Origin of the sequence: Rhizobium sp. 25PS6, assembly GCF_032464655.1 — a bacterium.
GTDB lineage: Bacteria > Pseudomonadota > Alphaproteobacteria > Rhizobiales > Rhizobiaceae > Rhizobium > Rhizobium laguerreae.
This window is the reverse complement of the sequence record NZ_JAWDIV010000003.1, coordinates 338148-354903: the sequence shown is the minus strand read 5'-3', so window position 1 is coordinate 354903 and position 16756 is coordinate 338148. Positions and strand designations below refer to the sequence as shown.

12 protein-coding genes are annotated in these 16756 nt (G+C 60.8%); 5 read left to right on the top strand and 7 right to left on the bottom strand.

The window, feature by feature from the left end:
* Nucleotides 1-14: 14 nt before the first annotated feature.
* Nucleotides 15-2852, bottom strand: a complete 2838-nt coding sequence (gyrA, locus tag RWK44_RS06395) for a DNA gyrase subunit A (RefSeq protein ID WP_077981005.1) — start codon at nt 2850-2852, stop codon at nt 15-17.
* 236 nt (nt 2853-3088) lie between these two features.
* Between gyrA and RWK44_RS06390 the strand changes: the two genes are divergently transcribed.
* Nucleotides 3089-3736, top strand: a complete 648-nt coding sequence (locus tag RWK44_RS06390; protein ID WP_131666067.1) for a MarC family protein — start codon at nt 3089-3091, stop codon at nt 3734-3736.
* 149 nt (nt 3737-3885) lie between these two features.
* On the opposite strand, the gene RWK44_RS06385 is transcribed toward RWK44_RS06390, so the two are convergent.
* Nucleotides 3886-4452 carry a DUF2569 family protein gene (locus RWK44_RS06385; RefSeq protein ID WP_316028560.1) on the bottom strand — a complete coding sequence of 189 codons (567 nt, stop codon included), beginning with the start codon at nt 4450-4452 and terminating at the stop codon, nt 3886-3888.
* Between the two features lie 227 nt (nt 4453-4679).
* Nucleotides 4680-5189: a single-stranded DNA-binding protein gene (locus tag RWK44_RS06380; RefSeq protein WP_131666065.1), complete on the bottom strand. Its 510-nt coding sequence runs from the start codon at nt 5187-5189 to the stop codon at nt 4680-4682.
* A gap of 283 nt (nt 5190-5472) precedes the next feature.
* Between RWK44_RS06380 and uvrA the strand changes: the two genes are divergently transcribed.
* From uvrA to RWK44_RS06360, 4 genes are all read left to right on the top strand, one after another.
* Nucleotides 5473-8394 carry an excinuclease ABC subunit UvrA gene (gene uvrA, locus RWK44_RS06375; protein WP_131666064.1) on the top strand — a complete coding sequence of 974 codons (2922 nt, stop codon included), beginning with the start codon at nt 5473-5475 and terminating at the stop codon, nt 8392-8394.
* On the top strand, nt 8391-8852 hold the full coding sequence (locus tag RWK44_RS06370; RefSeq protein ID WP_131666063.1) for a GNAT family N-acetyltransferase: 462 nt from the start codon (nt 8391-8393) through the stop codon (nt 8850-8852). The genes uvrA and RWK44_RS06370 overlap by 4 nt, the downstream gene beginning before the upstream one ends.
* Nucleotides 8853-8876: 24 nt before the next feature.
* Nucleotides 8877-9683 carry a DUF72 domain-containing protein gene (locus RWK44_RS06365; RefSeq protein WP_131666062.1) on the top strand — a complete coding sequence of 269 codons (807 nt, stop codon included), beginning with the start codon at nt 8877-8879 and terminating at the stop codon, nt 9681-9683.
* A gap of 102 nt (nt 9684-9785) precedes the next feature.
* Complete coding sequence (locus tag RWK44_RS06360; RefSeq protein ID WP_131666061.1) at nt 9786-10751, top strand: magnesium and cobalt transport protein CorA; 966 nt, start codon at nt 9786-9788, stop codon at nt 10749-10751.
* Nucleotides 10752-10778: 27 nt separating this feature from the next.
* Here the strand turns inward: RWK44_RS06360 and RWK44_RS06355 are convergent, their stop codons facing one another.
* The 4 genes from RWK44_RS06355 to RWK44_RS06340 all read right to left on the bottom strand — a co-directional run bounded on the left by RWK44_RS06355 (nt 10779) and on the right by RWK44_RS06340 (nt 16655).
* A complete protein-coding gene (locus RWK44_RS06355; protein WP_168281918.1) occupies nt 10779-11798 on the bottom strand; it encodes a DUF808 domain-containing protein in 1020 nt (339 codons plus the stop codon).
* Between the two features lie 113 nt (nt 11799-11911).
* Nucleotides 11912-13645 carry a Na/Pi cotransporter family protein gene (locus tag RWK44_RS06350; RefSeq protein WP_168281916.1) on the bottom strand — a complete coding sequence of 578 codons (1734 nt, stop codon included), beginning with the start codon at nt 13643-13645 and terminating at the stop codon, nt 11912-11914.
* A 118-nt stretch (nt 13646-13763) separates the two neighbouring features.
* Nucleotides 13764-14852 (bottom strand): phosphate ABC transporter substrate-binding protein PstS, encoded by a 1089-nt coding sequence (pstS, locus tag RWK44_RS06345; protein WP_316028559.1) that lies wholly within the window; start codon nt 14850-14852, stop codon nt 13764-13766.
* Nucleotides 14853-15182: 330 nt separating this feature from the next.
* Entirely contained in the window at nt 15183-16655 is a 1473-nt protein-coding gene (locus RWK44_RS06340; protein WP_168281914.1) for an NAD(P)H-hydrate dehydratase, read from the bottom strand.
* Nucleotides 16656-16756 lie beyond the last annotated feature (101 nt).

The window sequence follows — 16756 nt, the reverse complement described above, 5'->3', positions numbered from 1 at the left end:
CCCCGTTCATTTGACTATTCCTCGGCAGGCCCGGCCGGATCGCCATCGGCAATCGGCGCCTCGTCACCGGCACCTTCGCCGGCAGCACCTTCGTCGGTAGCTGGGGCGCCTTCGGCGACCTCGACAGCCTCTTCCGTCTCATCCTCCTCCGGCTCGCTGATACGCTCGACCGAGACGACCTTCTCGTCCTTGGCCGTCGAGAAGATGGTGACGCCCTTGGTGGCGCGGCTGGCGATGCGGATACCGCCGACCGGCACACGGATCAGCTGGCCGCCATCGGAGACCAGCATGATCTGGTCACCGTCATCGACAGGGAAAGCCGCGACCAGCTCGCCGATCTCGCCGGTCTTCGACGTGTCGGTGGCGCGGATGCCCTTGCCGCCGCGGCCGGAGATACGGAAGTCGTAGGAAGACGAACGCTTGCCGAAGCCCTTTTCGGAGACGGTGAGCACGAATTGTTCGCGTGCTCTCAACTCGTCATAGCGCTCGTCGGAGAGCTGTCCCTCCTCGGTGACTTCTTCACCGACCAGCGCAATATCCTCTTCATCCACGCCCGTCGCCCGACGTTCGGTGGCGGAACGCTTGAGATAGGCAGCACGCTCCCACGGCTCGGCATCGACATGACCAACGATCGTCATGGAGATGATGCGGTCGCTATCGCCGAGATTGATGCCGCGCACGCCGATCGAGTTGCGGCCGGCAAAGACCCGGACGTCATCGACGGAGAAGCGGATGCACTGGCCGAGCGCCGTCGTCAAAAGCACGTCGTCATCTTCCGTGCAGGTCTCGACGGAGAGGATTTCGTCGCCCTCCTCCTCGAGCTTCATGGCGATCTTGCCGTTGCGGTTGACCTGGACGAAATCAGACAGCTTGTTGCGGCGAACCGTGCCGCGCGTCGTCGAGAACATGACGTCAAGATTGTCCCAGCTCGCCTCGTCCTCGGGCAAGGGCAGAATGGTGGTGATGCGCTCGCCGGGTGCGAGCGGCAACATGTTGATCAGCGCCTTGCCGCGTGAGGTCGGTGTGCCGATCGGCAGGCGCCAGACCTTCTCCTTGTAGACGATGCCGCGCGAGGAGAAGAACAGCACCGGCGTATGGGTGTTGACGACGAATAGCCGGCTAACAAAATCCTCATCGCGGGTGGTCATGCCGGAGCGACCTTTGCCGCCACGGCGCTGGGCACGGTAGGTGGTGAGCGGCACACGCTTGATATAACCGAGATGCGAGACGGTGACGACCATGTCTTCGCGGGCGATCAGATCCTCGTCGTCCATTTCGAGACCGCCATCGACGATCTCAGTGCGGCGCGGCGTGCCGAACTCGTCGCGGACGGCGATGAGTTCATCCTTGACGATGGTCTGGATGCGGACGCGCGAGGAGAGAATATCGAGATAATCCTTGATTTCCTCGCCGATCTTGTTGAGTTCGTCGCCGATTTCGTCGCGGCCAAGCGCCGTCAGGCGGGCAAGGCGCAGTTCGAGGATGGCGCGGGCCTGCTCTTCGGAGAGGTTGTAGGTGAGATCCTCGTTGATGCGATGGCGCGGATCGTCGATCAGACGGATCAGGCTTTCGACATCTTCCGCCGGCCAGCGGCGGGTCATCAGCTCTTCGCGGGCCGACTGCGGATCGGGCGCCTGGCGGATGACGCGGATGACCTCGTCGATATTTGCGACGGCAATGGCGAGACCGACCAACACATGGGCGCGGTCACGCGCCTTGCGCAGCAGGAATTTCGTTCTCCGGCTAACGACTTCCTCGCGGAAGGAGACGAAAGCGCGCAGCATGTCGAGCAGCGTCAGCTGTTCGGGCTTGCCGCCGTTCAGCGCCACCATGTTGCAGCCGAAGGAGGTCTGTAGCGGCGTATAGCGATAAAGCTGGTTGAGGATGACCTCGGCATTGGCATCGCGCTTCAGCTCGACGACGACGCGATACCCCTGGCGGTCGGATTCGTCGCGCAGATCGGAGATGCCTTCGATGCGCTTGTCGCGCACCAGCTCGGCCATCTTCTCGATCATCGTCGCCTTGTTCACCTGGTAGGGAATCTCGGTGATGATGATCTGCTCGCGGTCACCGCGCATCGGCTCGATGGCAGCGACGCCGCGCATGATGACGGAGCCGCGGCCGGTCTCATAGGCCGAGCGGATGCCGGCACGGCCGAGGATCTTCGCCCCCGTCGGGAAGTCTGGACCGGGAATGATCTGGATCAGTTCCGGCAGCTCGATGGCTGGATCGTCGATCAGTGCGATGCAGCCGTCGATGACTTCGGAGAGATTGTGCGGCGGGATGTTGGTCGCCATACCGACAGCGATGCCGCCAGCGCCGTTGACCAGCAGGTTCGGGAATTTGGCGGGCACAACGACCGGCTCGGAGAGCGTGCCGTCGTAGTTGTCGCGGAAATCGACGGTTTCCTTGTCGAGATCGTCGAGCAGCGAGTGGGCAGCCTTTTCCAGGCGGCATTCGGTATAACGTTCGGCCGCCGGCGGATCACCATCGACCGAGCCGAAATTGCCCTGACCATCGATCAGCGGCAGCCGCAGCGACCAGGGCTGCGCCATGCGGGCGAGCGCATCATAGATCGCGGAATTGCCGTGCGGATGGAATTTACCCATCACGTCACCGGTGACGCGGGCGCATTTGACGTATTTCTTGTTCCAGTCGATGCCGAGTTCGGACATGCCGTAGAGGATGCGCCGGTGCACGGGCTTCAGACCGTCGCGCACGTCGGGCAGCGCGCGGCTGACGATGACGCTCATGGCGTAATCGAGATACGACCGCTGCATTTCCTCCATGATGGAGATGGGCTCGATGCCTGGCGGGAGCTTCCCGCCGCCGGGGGGTGTTTGCTCAGTCAAAACAGATCACGATCTCTTCTAGAATCACTTGAAGATTTATAGCGGAAAGCCTGTTGCCGCGCCAATTTCACAGCGCGTTTTGAACAGGCTTTTGCGGCTTAAAGAGGGTAAAACATGCAAGTTGCGCGGCCGGACCGGACAAATCCGCCGCGGCCCGCCGCGGGATATTTGCCAAATCGAAATCCCCGCTTCACAATCATAAAAACCACGCACCCATATGGGGTTCCGGAGAGCCGATGGCAAGCGCCGACCAATTGATCAACGCCTTCACGACGCTGCTTGTCACCATCGATCCACCGGGGCTTGCGCCGATCTTTCTGGGCCTGACGACAGGCATGAGCCGGACCGAGCGCACGCAGGTGGCGCTGCGTGGGTCGGTCATCGCCTTCATCATCCTTGCCGTCTTCGCGCTGTTCGGCGCCGGCGTGCTCGGCGTGCTCGGGATTTCGATCGGCGCTTTCCGCATCGCCGGCGGGCTGCTGCTGTTCTGGATCGCCTTCGAGATGGTGTTCGAGAGGCGGCAGCAGCGCAAGGAGAAGGCGACCGAGGCGGCGATCACCAAGGATCATATCGAGAATATCGCCGTCTTTCCCCTCGCCTTGCCGCTGATTGCCGGCCCGGGTGCGATCTCGGCGACGATCCTGCTTGCCGGCACGCTCGCCACCTCGATCGGGAAAGCCCAGCTGATCGGCGTCATTGCCGCCAATCTGCTGCTGACCTTCCTCATGCTGCTCATCGCCGAAAGGCTGGACCGTTTCCTCGGCGTCACCGGCCGGGCTATCCTGACGCGGCTTCTTGGCGTCATCCTCGCAGCGCTCGCCGCACAATTCGTCGTCGACGGGGCTAAGTCGGCGTTCAATCTGATCAGCGCGACACCGCACTGAAAAGGGCAAAAAAATCAAAGAGAGCATTGACGCCGTTTTGTGACATCACGCTCCGAAGTACTGTCAGCCGCAAGTTCACCGGTTGGAACGGAAAGCAGAACACGGATGTAAACTGACTGGAAGAGCACAACGGATCAAATCGTCGCCTTCTACGAAAGTATCTCGCGCCGAGTGCGGGCTTTGAGGATAAACGTGTTCCGAACCCTTAGGGATTTGGACACGTACCACACCCACAGACCGGTGATGATGAACGCAGCTACGTTCGGGCCAACAACCTCTGCTGTCAGAAATTGACTAACACCGACCCCTAGCACGGCGGAAACGAGTGCAACATCGAGTACGAAGGCGACTGCGATGGCTATCCACTGATAGAAAAATAACCTCGGAAATAGTCTGTCCTTCTTAAACATAAACCAGACTACTACTGCTTGAAGCATCACAAGGGCAAGGCTCAAGACTGCCTCGCCAACAATGACCAACTGGCTTCCTCCGATAGAATTATATTCAGTGTAATTTTCTATCGAGTTCGCAACATTAGCCAGCGCCCTAAGTAGTCCCAAGACTTCTGCTATTGCCAAAAGCAGAAGCCACCCACCGAAACCCGATGGGCCGTTGACCGGGTCTGTTGTTCTCCTAGCTGATATAACAGCAAGGCAAATTGGCACTCCGAAAATCAGAAAAACTATTACCCAATGCCAAATAGAAAATGATCCCATCAGTCCCCCGAAAGCCTGAGGTCACCACCCGCATAAGGTGGCTCCGTTCATTCCCGACACTAGTTCTGGCCGATCACACCGCTTTTTATTCGGGGATCATCCAGAACCGATGAAGTCTCTAAGGACCACTTGGCGCTCGCCGACCGAGCCTGAGCAAAGAAGCCGAACAATTCCAACATGCTCTTCCCGTGCTGCCCACCGGGGTCCGCGCAACTCTTCTCTCATCCTTAGAACGGGATGTCGTCGTCGAGATCCCGCGAGAAGTTGCCGCCACCACCACCGCCCCGGCTCGGCGATGAAGCGGGAGGCGGGGCGCCGTAATCGTCGCCATAATCGTTGCCGCCACCGGCACTGCCACGGCCGCCGCTCGCGCCGCCGCCTTCACCGCGGCCGTCGAGCATCGTCAGCGTCGAACCGAAACCCTGCAGCACCACTTCCGTGCTGTAGCGATCCTGGCCCTGCTGGTCCTGCCATTTGCGGGTCTGCAGCTGGCCTTCGATATAGAGCTTGGCGCCCTTCTTCACATATTGCTCGACGACCTTGCAGAGGCCTTCATTGAAGACGACGACCGTGTGCCATTCGGTCTTTTCGCGGCGCTCGCCGGAATTGCGGTCGCGCCAGGTCTCCGAGGTTGCAAGACGGATATTGGCGATCGGCCGGCCATCCTGAGTGCGGCGGATTTCGGGATCTGCACCGACGTTTCCAATCAGAATTACCTTATTCACACTACCAGCCATGCTTCTCACCCTGCCTGCCGCCCTGCCCGGCGGCGTTTAATCGATCGGCGCACCTTAAACCATCACGGACCGCCGATGCGCATGGGCGGCATTTAATCCACATCTTTATCCATCAGAAAGCCGCATGCATTCATCAGGAATTTTGTTCTTTATTTGTTCTAGTTTATCCGTATGATCCTGTCAACAGAATCGAAAACCTTGAGCCCTTGCGGATATTCAGCCTCGACTCGCCCGTCGGCATCACTAAATAAGGGCTGTTATCCAGAAAACCAAAGCAGAGACGATGAGCGAACTGAAGACGATCTCCATCCGCGGCGCGCGCGAGCATAATCTCAAGAGCATCGATCTCGATCTGCCGCGTAACAAGCTGATCGTCATGACCGGGCTTTCGGGTTCAGGCAAATCCTCGCTCGCCTTCGACACGATCTATGCCGAGGGCCAGCGGCGCTATGTCGAGAGCCTGTCGGCCTATGCCCGCCAGTTTCTCGAGATGATGCAGAAGCCCGACGTCGACCAGATCGACGGGCTGTCGCCGGCGATCTCGATCGAGCAGAAGACCACCTCGCGCAATCCGCGCTCGACGGTCGGCACCGTCACCGAGATCTACGACTACATGCGCCTGCTCTTTGCCCGCGTCGGCGTTCCCTATTCGCCGGCGACCGGCCTGCCGATCGAGAGCCAGACCGTCAGCCAGATGGTCGACCGCATCCTCGATTTCGGCGACGGCACCCGTCTTTATATCCTTGCGCCGCTCGTGCGCGGGCGCAAGGGCGAATACAAGAAGGAACTGGCGGAGCTGATGAAGAAGGGCTTCCAGCGCGTCAAGGTCGACGGGCAGTTCTACGAGATTGCCGAGGCGCCGGTGCTCGACAAGAAATACAAGCACGACATCGACGTGGTGGTCGACCGCATTGTCGTGCGCTCCGATGTCTCGGCGCGACTGGCGGACAGCCTGGAGACCTGCCTGAAGCTTGCCGACGGGCTGGCGGTCGCCGAATTCGCCGATAAGCCGCTGCCGCCGGAAGAGACGTCGGCCGGCGGCTCGGCCAACAAGTCGCTGAACGAGACGCATGAACGCGTGCTGTTTTCGGAGAAGTTTGCCTGCCCGGTCTCGGGCTTCACGATTCCCGAGATCGAGCCCAGGCTCTTCTCTTTCAACAACCCCTTCGGTGCCTGCCCGACCTGCGACGGCCTCGGCGCCCAGCAGAAGATCGACCCGGACCTGATCGTGCCGGAGCCGGAACGGACGCTGCGCGACGGGGCGATCGCGCCCTGGGCCAAGTCGACCTCGCCCTATTACAATCAGACGCTGGAAGCGCTCGGCAAACATTACGGCTTCAAGCTCGGCACCCGCTGGAACGATCTTTCCGACGAGGCCAAGGACGTCATCCTCAACGGCACCAACGACAAGATCGAATTCCACTATGCCGACGGCGCCCGCTCCTATACGACGCAGAAGAATTTCGAAGGCATCATCACCAATCTCGAGCGCCGCTGGAAGGAGACCGATTCCGCCTGGGCGCGCGAGGATATCGAGCGCTTCATGTCGGCGGCCCCCTGCCCTTCCTGCAACGGCTTCCGCCTGAAGCCCGAGGCCTTGGCGGTGAAGATCAACACGCTGCAGATCGGCGAAGTGACCGGAATGTCGATCCGTGTCGCCCGCGACTGGTTCGAGACGCTGCCGGCAAGCTTCAATGCCAAGCAGAACGAGATTGCCGTGCGCATCCTCAAGGAAATCCGCGACCGGCTGCGTTTCCTCAACGATGTTGGCCTGGAATATCTCAGCCTGTCGCGCAATTCCGGCACGCTGTCGGGCGGCGAGAGCCAGCGCATCCGGCTCGCCTCGCAGATCGGTTCGGGGCTGACGGGCGTGCTCTACGTGCTGGATGAGCCCTCTATCGGCCTGCATCAGCGCGACAATGCCCGGCTGCTCGACACGCTGAAGCATCTGCGCGACATCGGCAACACTGTCATCGTCGTCGAACATGACGAGGATGCGATCCTGTCGGCTGACGACGTGGTCGATATCGGCCCGGCGGCCGGTATTCACGGCGGCCAGGTGATCGCCCACGGAACGCCGCAGGATATCATGGCCAATCCGAAGTCGCTGACCGGCAAATATCTCTCCGGCGAACTCGGCGTTCCCGTTCCCGACGAACGTCGCAAGCCAAAGAAGGGCCGCGAGATCAAAGTGGTCGGCGCGCGCGGCAACAATCTGAAGAACGTCACGGCGTCAATCCCGCTCGGCGTGTTCACGGCGGTGACCGGCGTTTCCGGCGGCGGCAAATCGACCTTCCTGATCGAGACGCTCTATAAATCGGCAGCACGCCGCGTCATGGGCGCGCGTGAAAACCCGGCCGATCACGACCGCATCGACGGCTTCGAGCATATCGACAAAGTGATCGACATCGACCAATCGCCGATCGGCCGCACGCCGCGCTCGAACCCGGCGACCTATACCGGCGCCTTCACGCCGATCCGCGACTGGTTCGCCGGCCTGCCGGAGGCAAAGGCCCGCGGCTACCAGCCGGGCCGTTTCTCCTTCAACGTCAAGGGCGGACGCTGCGAGGCCTGCCAAGGCGACGGCGTCATCAAGATCGAGATGCACTTCCTGCCTGATGTCTACGTCACCTGCGACGTCTGCCACGGCAAGCGCTATAACAGAGAGACACTCGACGTTACCTTCAAACAGAGGTCGATCGCCGACGTGCTCGATATGACGGTGGAGGAAGGTGTCGATTTCTTCGCGGCGGTGCCTGCGGTGCGCGACAAGCTGCAAGCGCTGAAGGATGTCGGTCTCGGCTATATCAAGGTCGGCCAGCAGGCCAATACGCTCTCGGGCGGCGAGGCACAGCGCGTCAAGCTTGCCAAGGAGCTGTCAAAACGCTCGACGGGGCGCACGCTCTACATTCTCGACGAACCGACGACAGGCCTGCATTTCCACGACGTCGCCAAGCTGCTCGAAATGCTGCACGAACTGGTCAACCAGGGCAATTCGGTGGTGGTGATCGAGCACAATCTCGAAGTCATCAAGACGGCCGATTGGGTGCTCGATTTCGGCCCCGAAGGCGGCGACGGCGGCGGCGAGATCGTCGCGACCGGCACGCCGGAAGCGATCGTCAAGGAAAAGCGGTCCTATACCGGACAGTTCCTGAAGGGATTGCTGGAACGGCGGCCGGCGAAGAAGGCGGTTGCGGCGGAATGACGATGAGGCCAGCGTCGCCCGATGATCTGGAAACGATCGCGACGCTGACGTCAGCCGCTTATCGGCCCTATAGCGAACTCTTCGGCGCTCCGCCGATGCCGGTGACGGAGGATTACACGCCGCGGATCGAACGCGGTGAAGTCTGGCTCTGCGAGATCGGCGGGCAAACGGCTGGCCTTATGGTCGTCGAGCGACATTCCGATCACCTCATGCTGTTCAGCATCGCGGTCTCGCCGGCATTTCAGGGTGCCGGGCATGGACTGGCGATGCTGCGCTGGCTGGAAGGCAAGGCACGGGAATGGGCCGTGCCGGAGATCCGGCTCTACACGAATGCGCGGATGGAGCGGAATATCGCGCTCTACAGCACCTTCGGGTTTCAGGAAACGGGTCGCCGACCGAACCCTTATCGGCCAGGATGGACGCTCGTCGACATGACGAAAGAGATTAATGCGGCCTGAGCGGCTGCGAATGGGGAGGACGACATGACGAAATCCGGCACTATCCGCACCGGCATCGGCGGCTGGACCTTCGAACCCTGGCGCGGGCATTTCTTTCCCGAGAGCCTGAAACAGAAGGACGAGCTGAATTATGCCAGCCGCCAGCTGAAGGTCATCGAAGTCAACGGCACCTATTACAGCACGCAGAAGCCTGCGGTCTTTGCCAAATGGGCGGCTGACGTGCCCGACGGTTTCATCTTCTCGCTGAAGGCGACACGTTTCGTCACCAATCGGCGGGTGCTTGCCGAAGCCGGTGAATCGATGGAGCGGTTCCTGTCATCGGGCATCAGCGAACTCGGCGATCATCTCGGGCCGCTACTGTGGCAATTCGCGCCGACGAAGAGGTTCGATGCAGACGATTTCGAAGCCTTCCTGAAACTGCTGCCGGCAAAACAGGACGGACTGTCGCTCCGCCACGTGGTCGAAGTACGGCACGATTCCTTCAAGGTGCCGGAGTTCGTGGCGCTGCTTGCAAAATACGGCGTGGCGCCGGTCTGTGCCGAACATTTCGAATATCCGATGATCGCCGACGTGACGGCCGATTTCGTCTATGCCAGGCTGCAGAAGGGCTCGGACGACATTCCGACCTGCTATCCGGAAAAGGACCTGAAGGCCTGGGCAGACCGGCTGGAGACCTGGGCCGAAGGCAAGGTTCCCGACGACCTGCCGCTGATCGATGGAGATCGCAAAGTGAAGGTCGAGCCACGCGACGTCTTCGCCTTCATGATCCATGAAGGCAAGGTCAATGCGCCGCATGGGGCGATCGCCCTGCAGCAGGCGTTGGCGAAATAGGCGGGGGTCGATAGTCACAAAAGGATCGTGACCGTGTGGGTATCACATCGTCAGTCACGCGTTGCATGAGGGCATCATGAGCGTGGTAACCCGGGAGCCCGCATGAGCGTTGCCGCATCCTATCTCTATCGCGACGGACGCCGGGTCGAGGCAGTCCCTTTCGAGGCTGCCTCCATTCCGGCGATGGACAACGAATTCATCTGGATCGGCCTGCACAAGCCCAGCCGGAACGAACTCCTGCTGCTGCAAAGCCGTTTTGGCCTTCACGAACTCTCGATCGCCGATGCGCTCAGTTCCCTGCAGATGCCGAAGCTCAGCGTTTATGACAACCAGCTGTTCGTCATCGCCAAGACGGCGCAGCTCGAGGGGGACCATATCACCTACGGGGAAACCGCGATTTTCGTCGGCAAGCGCTATATCATCACCGTGCGGAATGGTTCCGAGCGTGGGCACGGAGAGCTGCGCGGCCGGCTGGAGACGTCGCCGAAGACGCTCTGCCATGGCACCGACTACATTCTGCATGCCATTCTCGATTTCATTATCGACGGCTACCTTCCCATCGTGCGCACGATCGAGGATGCCGTTCTCGAGATGGAAAGAAAGATGCTGGATGCGTTTCTCGACCGCAGCCAGATCACCCGGATTTTCAAGTTGCGGCGGGAAATCATTCTGTTTCAGCGGGTGCTGGACGCGATGCTCGACCTTTGCGGCAAGCTCTACCATCTCGACCTGCCGTCGCTCGACAGGGAAGCGAAGCCTTATTTCCGCGATGCGCTTCAGCACATGCACCGAGTCGAGACGATGGTTGCAAGCTTGCGCGACGTGATCACATCGGTTTTCGAAGCGAGCAATCTGCTTGAACAGCAAAGACAGGGCACGATCACGCGGCAGCTGGCGGCCTGGGCTGCGATTCTCGCCGTTCCGACGGCAATCGCCGGCATCTACGGCATGAATTTCGACAATATGCCCGAGCTGAAAACCAGCTACGGTTATTTTATCGTCCTGGCAGTCATCGCCGTCATGTGCATTGCACTTTTCATCCGTTTCAAGCGCGCCCGCTGGATATGACGCCTTGCTCGTCAACGGATTCGGGCTTCATTTCTTCCCGTCCGCCAGCGCCTCTTTCCGGCGGCGCGGCAGGAGCGATTTGAGGTAGCGCCATATCGGCGAGACGGCGTAGCCTGCGACCGGAATTGCGATCAAGCCGGCGACGATACCGACGATGCCCGCTCCTGCGGCCTCGACGATCCAGCTGAGCATGGATGCCAGAGCGGGAATGGCATGCGCGGTCGCCTCGCCGGCATCATGGATCAGATGCGCAGGGCCGCCGATACCATAGGCTTCGAGGCCGTGAACGAAGATGCCGCCGCCGACCCAGATCATCGCGGCCGTTCCGACAATGCCGAGCACTTTCAGAAAATAAGGCATGCCTGTGACAAGCCCCTTCCCGATCGAGCGCAAGAAGGCGCCCATCGCCCATGCCGTCCGCACGCGCGCCAGCATCAGACCGAGATCATCGGCCTTCACGATAAGCGCGACGCCGCCATAGACCAAGACCGTGATGCCCAGTCCAACGACGGCAAGGATGAGGGCCTGTGTGAACATGCTGCCTGACGGAACCGCGGCGAGCGTAATCGCCATGATTTCGGCCGAGAGGATGAAATCCGTCTTGATTGCACCGGCAACTTTTTCGTCTTCTACCGATTTGGCATCGAGGCTTGCCGTCTCGAGTGCCGATTCATGGGCGTGAGCTGCATGCGGCAGCACCAGTGCGTAGACTTTCTCCACACCCTCGTAGCAGAGATAAAGTCCGCCGATCATCAGCAGCGGTGTGATCGCCTGCGGTGCGACAAGGCTCAGGATCAGTGCAGCCGGAAGCAGGATCACAAGCTTGTTCTTCAGCGAGCCGAGCGCGATCCTGCCGATGATCGGCAATTCGCGTGCTGCCGAAAATCCGGTGACGTAGCGGGGTGTGACTGCGGCATCGTCAATGACGACGCCGGCCGCTTTCGCGCCTGCCTTGGCAGCCTGGCCGGCAATATCGTCGAGCGATGCCGCAGCCACCTTGGCCAATGCCGCGATATCATCAAGAAGGGCGATCAGGCCAACACTCATTCGAGCCTCCGTCGGGAAGACAGACTTATGCAGCAAAAACGGAAGGCCCGTCAACGAGACGTGGCATCCTCCGCCGGGAAGATGCCACGCAAGGATCGCGACGGCGATGGCCGTTATTCAGCCGGCATCGGGCTCAACCCGCCCTCGTCCAGCGGAGGACGTGCCTGCCGTTCCCGTTTCTGCGAAACTCGCGACAGAACGCTCTGCCTGTTCACGGATTTGCGCTCCTCGTCGATGCGGCGGATCAGAATCTCCGCGCGCTCGACGGAGCCGAGAAGCGCCAGGATCGTGCCGCGTTCAGCCGCGCCGGCATTCGGGCCAAGCGCCAGTGTCTGGGTCCGAAGTTCGGTGACGGTGGGAAGGCTGACATGGCCGGCCGGCATGGAGGGACGAACCACGCCGTAGTCGGGCATGATTTCCTGCAAAGAGGCATCGAGCTTGCTCAATGCCTGGTTGACGATCGTCAACGCCGGCTCGCTGAATTTTTCACGCTTCACGCGCCGGGCGACCTGATGCATCGATTCCGTCAATGCAGCGGTGAAATCGGCCTCCTCGATCAGGCTGGCAACCAGATCGAGTTGCTCGTAAGGCAGATCCTCCTTCATCAGCGATGCGGTATAATCGCGAATGTCGCGGCTGAGGATATCGGTGGCGAGATAATGTTCGCCCGGATCGGATGGAGCCGACTTGGCGGACCGGGCAATATCCAGGAACATCGCGCCGGCCTGCAGATGCCGCGCGGTCTCCTGCTGGACGGCCGGAACCGCCCGCGCGAAGTCGCTGGTGAGCCTGCGATCGAGGAATTTCGGCGTCGAATAATCTTCCACATCCTCCGCATCGGTGCGGCCAATACGCGACAAGACACGTTCGAAGACGCTGACGAAAGGAAACAGCAGCGCTGTGTTGAAGACGTTGAAGAAGGTCGAATACAGACCGACAGCGACCGGGACCAGCGGAAATGTCTCCTTGCCCTCGACCACGACCGGAACGCCGGGATCGCCGCCGAACCACTGCATCGCCCATGCCAGAATGTCGATGGAGACGAAGAACAAGGGCACGGTGATACAAACGCCGATAATGTTGAAGGACATATGGGCATAGGCAGCGCGTTTGGCGTTCTTCGACAGGTTGATCGAGGCAATCCAGGAGGTGATCGTGGTTCCGAGATCCGCACCCAACGAGAAGGCAACCGCCGTCGTCCAGTCAAGGACACCGGCCGCGCCGAGCCCCATGACGATACCGATCGTCGCCGACGAGGAGTGGATCATCGCAGTGACGCCGGCGGCGATCAGCACGCATTTGATCAGGTTGTAATAGGAGTCGGCGGTCAGCGTCGACAGAACGTCCATGACCTCCGGTATGTTGCGCAGCGGCCGAAGGCCGCCGGTCATCAGATTGAGACCGTAGAAAATCAGCGCGAAACCCATGCAGGCAAGCGCGACGTTGCGGACGCGCTCGCTCTTAGCAAAGCAGTAAACCAGCGAAAAAACGCCCGCAAAGATCAGGCCAAGTGGACCGAGCGGCAAGGCGATCAAGCCGTTTCCGAGCGTCGTTCCGACGTTGGCGCCCATGATGACGCTGATCGCCGGACGCAATCCGACAACGCCGGCATTGACGAGGCCGACGACCATGACCGTCATCGCCGTCGATGACTGGATGACACCGGTGATGAGCGTTCCCGCGATGACGCCCTTGATCGGCGTGCCTGCGGCTCTCGCGAGAAATGCGCGCATCTTGTTGACGGAGAGTGCCTGGATGCCGTTCGACATGAACTCTAGACCGAGCATGAATATCCCCAGCCCGCCAATAACAGGCACAAGAATATCCTTGAAAATGTCGATGTTCATTACGCCTTACCCCCTTGGCGCCAAAATGGCGCGCTTCAACGACGCCCCCGCGTCTCACATGCCCGATTTCATGCGGTCGGGGGATGTCCCGACCGCGTATCATGCGCGTCCGCACGAATTACTGGCTCGCGGATGCATCCTGCTTCAGCCAGTATTTGACGATCTGACTGACGAGCTGCGGCGGCAAGGACACATAGCCGAGCGCCTCGGCGTCCCTACTGCCTGTCTCGAACGCCAGACGGAAAAAATCATGCACACGGCGATAGCGATTGGGCGCCTGTCCCATGATTGGAACGACAGCAAATGTCGCCCCGCTGATCGGATAGGCCGCCTCTCCCGTTTGATCCGTGAGCGACACCGAAAAATCTTTCGCTTCATCCCATGAGGCGGTGATGGCCGCAGCCCGCACGCCATCCGGTCCCGGTTTTACGAACTGGCCGGATTTGTTCTGAACAGCGGCATAGGGCAGGTTTGCACGCTCGACCTGGCCAAAATCGGCATAGGCGATCGCCCCCTTGGTTGCCTGCACCGCGCGAATGAGATCCCCCGTTCCCTCGACACTCGTCCCCACAGGCCAGGCGATCAGCGTATCCGCTCCATGTGCCGCCTTCCATTCCGGGCTTGCCGAGGACAGGAATTCGGTGAACATGAAGGTGGTGCCTGATCCGTCCTTGCGGGTAACCGGGCTGATTTTTTGATCGGGAAGGCTGATCTCCGGGTTGATCGCCTTGATGGCAGGGTCAGCCCACGACTGGATCTTGCCGAGATAGATATTCGCAAGCAGCGGGCCAGTCAGGTTGATACGGCCCTTGTCGATACCGTCAAGATTGACGGCAATCGCCACGCTGCCGAGCACGATCGGAAATTGCTGGCGGCCATGCTTTAAAAGCTCGTCGTGGGAGACAGGCACATCGGTCGCAGCGAAATCCAGCTCCGGCTGATCAAGGCGCATCAGGCCTGCCAGCGAACCGACGAGCTCGTAGTCTACCGTCCAGTCGGGTGAGCTGAAGTCGCCGTCATCCATCCGCGCCTTCTCGTAGATTTCCGCCCACTTCGCGATGATGGGTGCCGCGAATGTGGAGCCGGCGCCGCGAATGGGCTCGGCCATGGTTGCAGGAGTGATGAAGAGTGAACCGACAACTGCCGCAAGTCCGCTAAAGGCGGCGGCGGTCGTCACTCTGTGAACTTGCCGAAAAAAACGTTCCATCGGCGCTTCCCCTTGCAACCGTTGACTGCGCGAACTGTATCGGCTCAGGACCCACTGTCCGAACCCGTGGTCCAGCCGACAGGAATTCCTGACACGACTAAGTATTTCCATTCATTAACATTTTAATGACAGTTTAGTTTTGCGGGTTGCTGATTCTCGGCGCAGGACATTCTTTGGCTGATCGATGTCGCCCTAACAATTCGAAATAAAATCGTCACTCGACTGTCACATCGGCCGCATTTACAATGGTAAAACAATGCAGCCCGCGCCGCGGCCAGACCGACGGTGCGGATTGCTTCTGCGTTCGAGGGGCAAGAGGTTGTGGCGGCGCTAAAGCGGCAATACCTCGGCTGCAAGCTCCTCCGCCGTCAGCCCCTTGCCGGCGCGTTGGCCGGCCTCGCCGTGCAGCCAGACGCCGGCAGCGGCGGCCTCGAAGGCCCGTAGGCCCTGGGCGAGCAAGCCGCCGATGATGCCGGCAAGCACGTCGCCGGAACCGGCGGTGGCAAGCCAGACGGGAGCGTTGGTATTGATGAGCGCACGTCCATCGGGTGCTGCGATAACGGTATCGGCGCCTTTGTAAATGATCGCGGCATTGGCGCGGCGGGCGGCGGCCACAGCCTTATCCACCTTGCCGAGCCCTTCGTCGCCGCCGATATCGGGAAAGAGCCGCGCGAATTCGCCCTCGTGCGGCGTCAGCACCAGACGCGGCTCACCCCGAAAAAGATCAAACAGCTGTTGCGGATCATCCTTGAACGAGGAGATGCCGTCGGCATCGAGCACCAAATGACGATCGGCAAGGGCCGAGACGAAGGCGCGCGCCCTGGCGCCGATGCCGAAACCGGGGCCGAGGACGAAGGTCTGCAGCCGCTTGTCGGAGAGCCAGTCACCGAGGTCGGCCTCGTCGTCGATGGCATGCAGCATGACGGCGGTCAGATGCGCGGCATTGGCGGCCATCGCCGCGCGGGGGGCGGCGATCGTCACCAGGCCGGCGCCGGCCTTCAGGCCCGAGATCGCCGACATGCGCGCCGCACCCGTCTTGTCGGCCACGCCTGAGAAGACGACCAGATGACCGCGCTTGTATTTGTGGGTTTCCAACTGCTCGGCCGGCAGCGCACTCTTCCAGGCATCCGGCCTGTTCTCGGCGATGATACCGCCTGCCTCGGCGCGGATGATGCGGGCGGGGATACCGATGTCGAAGACCTCCAATTCACCGCAAAGCTCCCTGCCCGGCATCAGCAGATGGCCGGGCTTGCGGGTCATGAAGGTGATGGTGTTGCAGGCCCGGAAGGCAGCCCCCAGCACCTTGCCGGTGCGGCCATCGAGGCCGGAGGGCAGATCGATGGCGAGCACGGGAATAGCGGCCTCGGTGACGCGCTCGATCAGCGCGCGCACATCGGCCGACACCGCGCGACCAAGCCCAGCCCCGAACAGGCCATCGATGACGACGTCGCCGGTTTCCGGCCGATAGAGGTCAAGTTCCTGTCCCTCCGACGCGCAGCCGATGCGGGCGCGGGCGACATCGCCCTTCAGCCTCAAGGGATCGCCGAGATAGTAGAGCGCCACGTTGGCCCCACTCTCCTGCAGATGGCGGGCTGCGACATAGGCGTCGCCGCCATTGTTGCCGGGCCCGCAGAGTATGACGAAACGCAAAGCTCCGGGATGAAGGCGCAGAGCAGCCGCCGCGACTGCCGCACCTGCCCTCTCCATCAGGTCGAAAGAGTCGATGCCGGACGCGGCAGCGGCCGCGTCGACGGCGGCCATTTCGGCAGGCGTGAGAAGAAGGTCGGACAGATGTTTGCTCATCATCCTATTCAATCAAAAAACGCCTAAAAAACAACCGCCTGAAATACCAAAGAGAAGGACCCTATTTAGGCATTTGCCTATATTTTAATCTCAGCGTGACG

What these genes read in the sequence shown, in the direction of transcription:
- RWK44_RS06390 (WP_131666067.1), top strand. Translation starts at nt 3,089, where the DNA reads ATGGCAAGCGCCGACCAATTGATCAACGCCTTCACGACGCTGCTTGTC.
- RWK44_RS06385 (WP_316028560.1), bottom strand. Translation starts at nt 4,452, where the DNA reads ATGGGATCATTTTCTATTTGGCATTGGGTAATAGTTTTTCTGATTTTC.
- RWK44_RS06380 (WP_131666065.1), bottom strand. Translation starts at nt 5,189, where the DNA reads ATGGCTGGTAGTGTGAATAAGGTAATTCTGATTGGAAACGTCGGTGCA.
- uvrA (WP_131666064.1), top strand. Translation starts at nt 5,473, where the DNA reads ATGAGCGAACTGAAGACGATCTCCATCCGCGGCGCGCGCGAGCATAAT.
- RWK44_RS06370 (WP_131666063.1), top strand. Translation starts at nt 8,391, where the DNA reads ATGACGATGAGGCCAGCGTCGCCCGATGATCTGGAAACGATCGCGACG.
- RWK44_RS06365 (WP_131666062.1), top strand. Translation starts at nt 8,877, where the DNA reads ATGACGAAATCCGGCACTATCCGCACCGGCATCGGCGGCTGGACCTTC.
- RWK44_RS06360 (WP_131666061.1), top strand. Translation starts at nt 9,786, where the DNA reads ATGAGCGTTGCCGCATCCTATCTCTATCGCGACGGACGCCGGGTCGAG.
- RWK44_RS06355 (WP_168281918.1), bottom strand. Translation starts at nt 11,798, where the DNA reads ATGAGTGTTGGCCTGATCGCCCTTCTTGATGATATCGCGGCATTGGCC.
- RWK44_RS06350 (WP_168281916.1), bottom strand. Translation starts at nt 13,645, where the DNA reads ATGAACATCGACATTTTCAAGGATATTCTTGTGCCTGTTATTGGCGGG.
- pstS (WP_316028559.1), bottom strand. Translation starts at nt 14,852, where the DNA reads ATGGAACGTTTTTTTCGGCAAGTTCACAGAGTGACGACCGCCGCCGCC.
- RWK44_RS06340 (WP_168281914.1), bottom strand. Translation starts at nt 16,655, where the DNA reads ATGAGCAAACATCTGTCCGACCTTCTTCTCACGCCTGCCGAAATGGCC.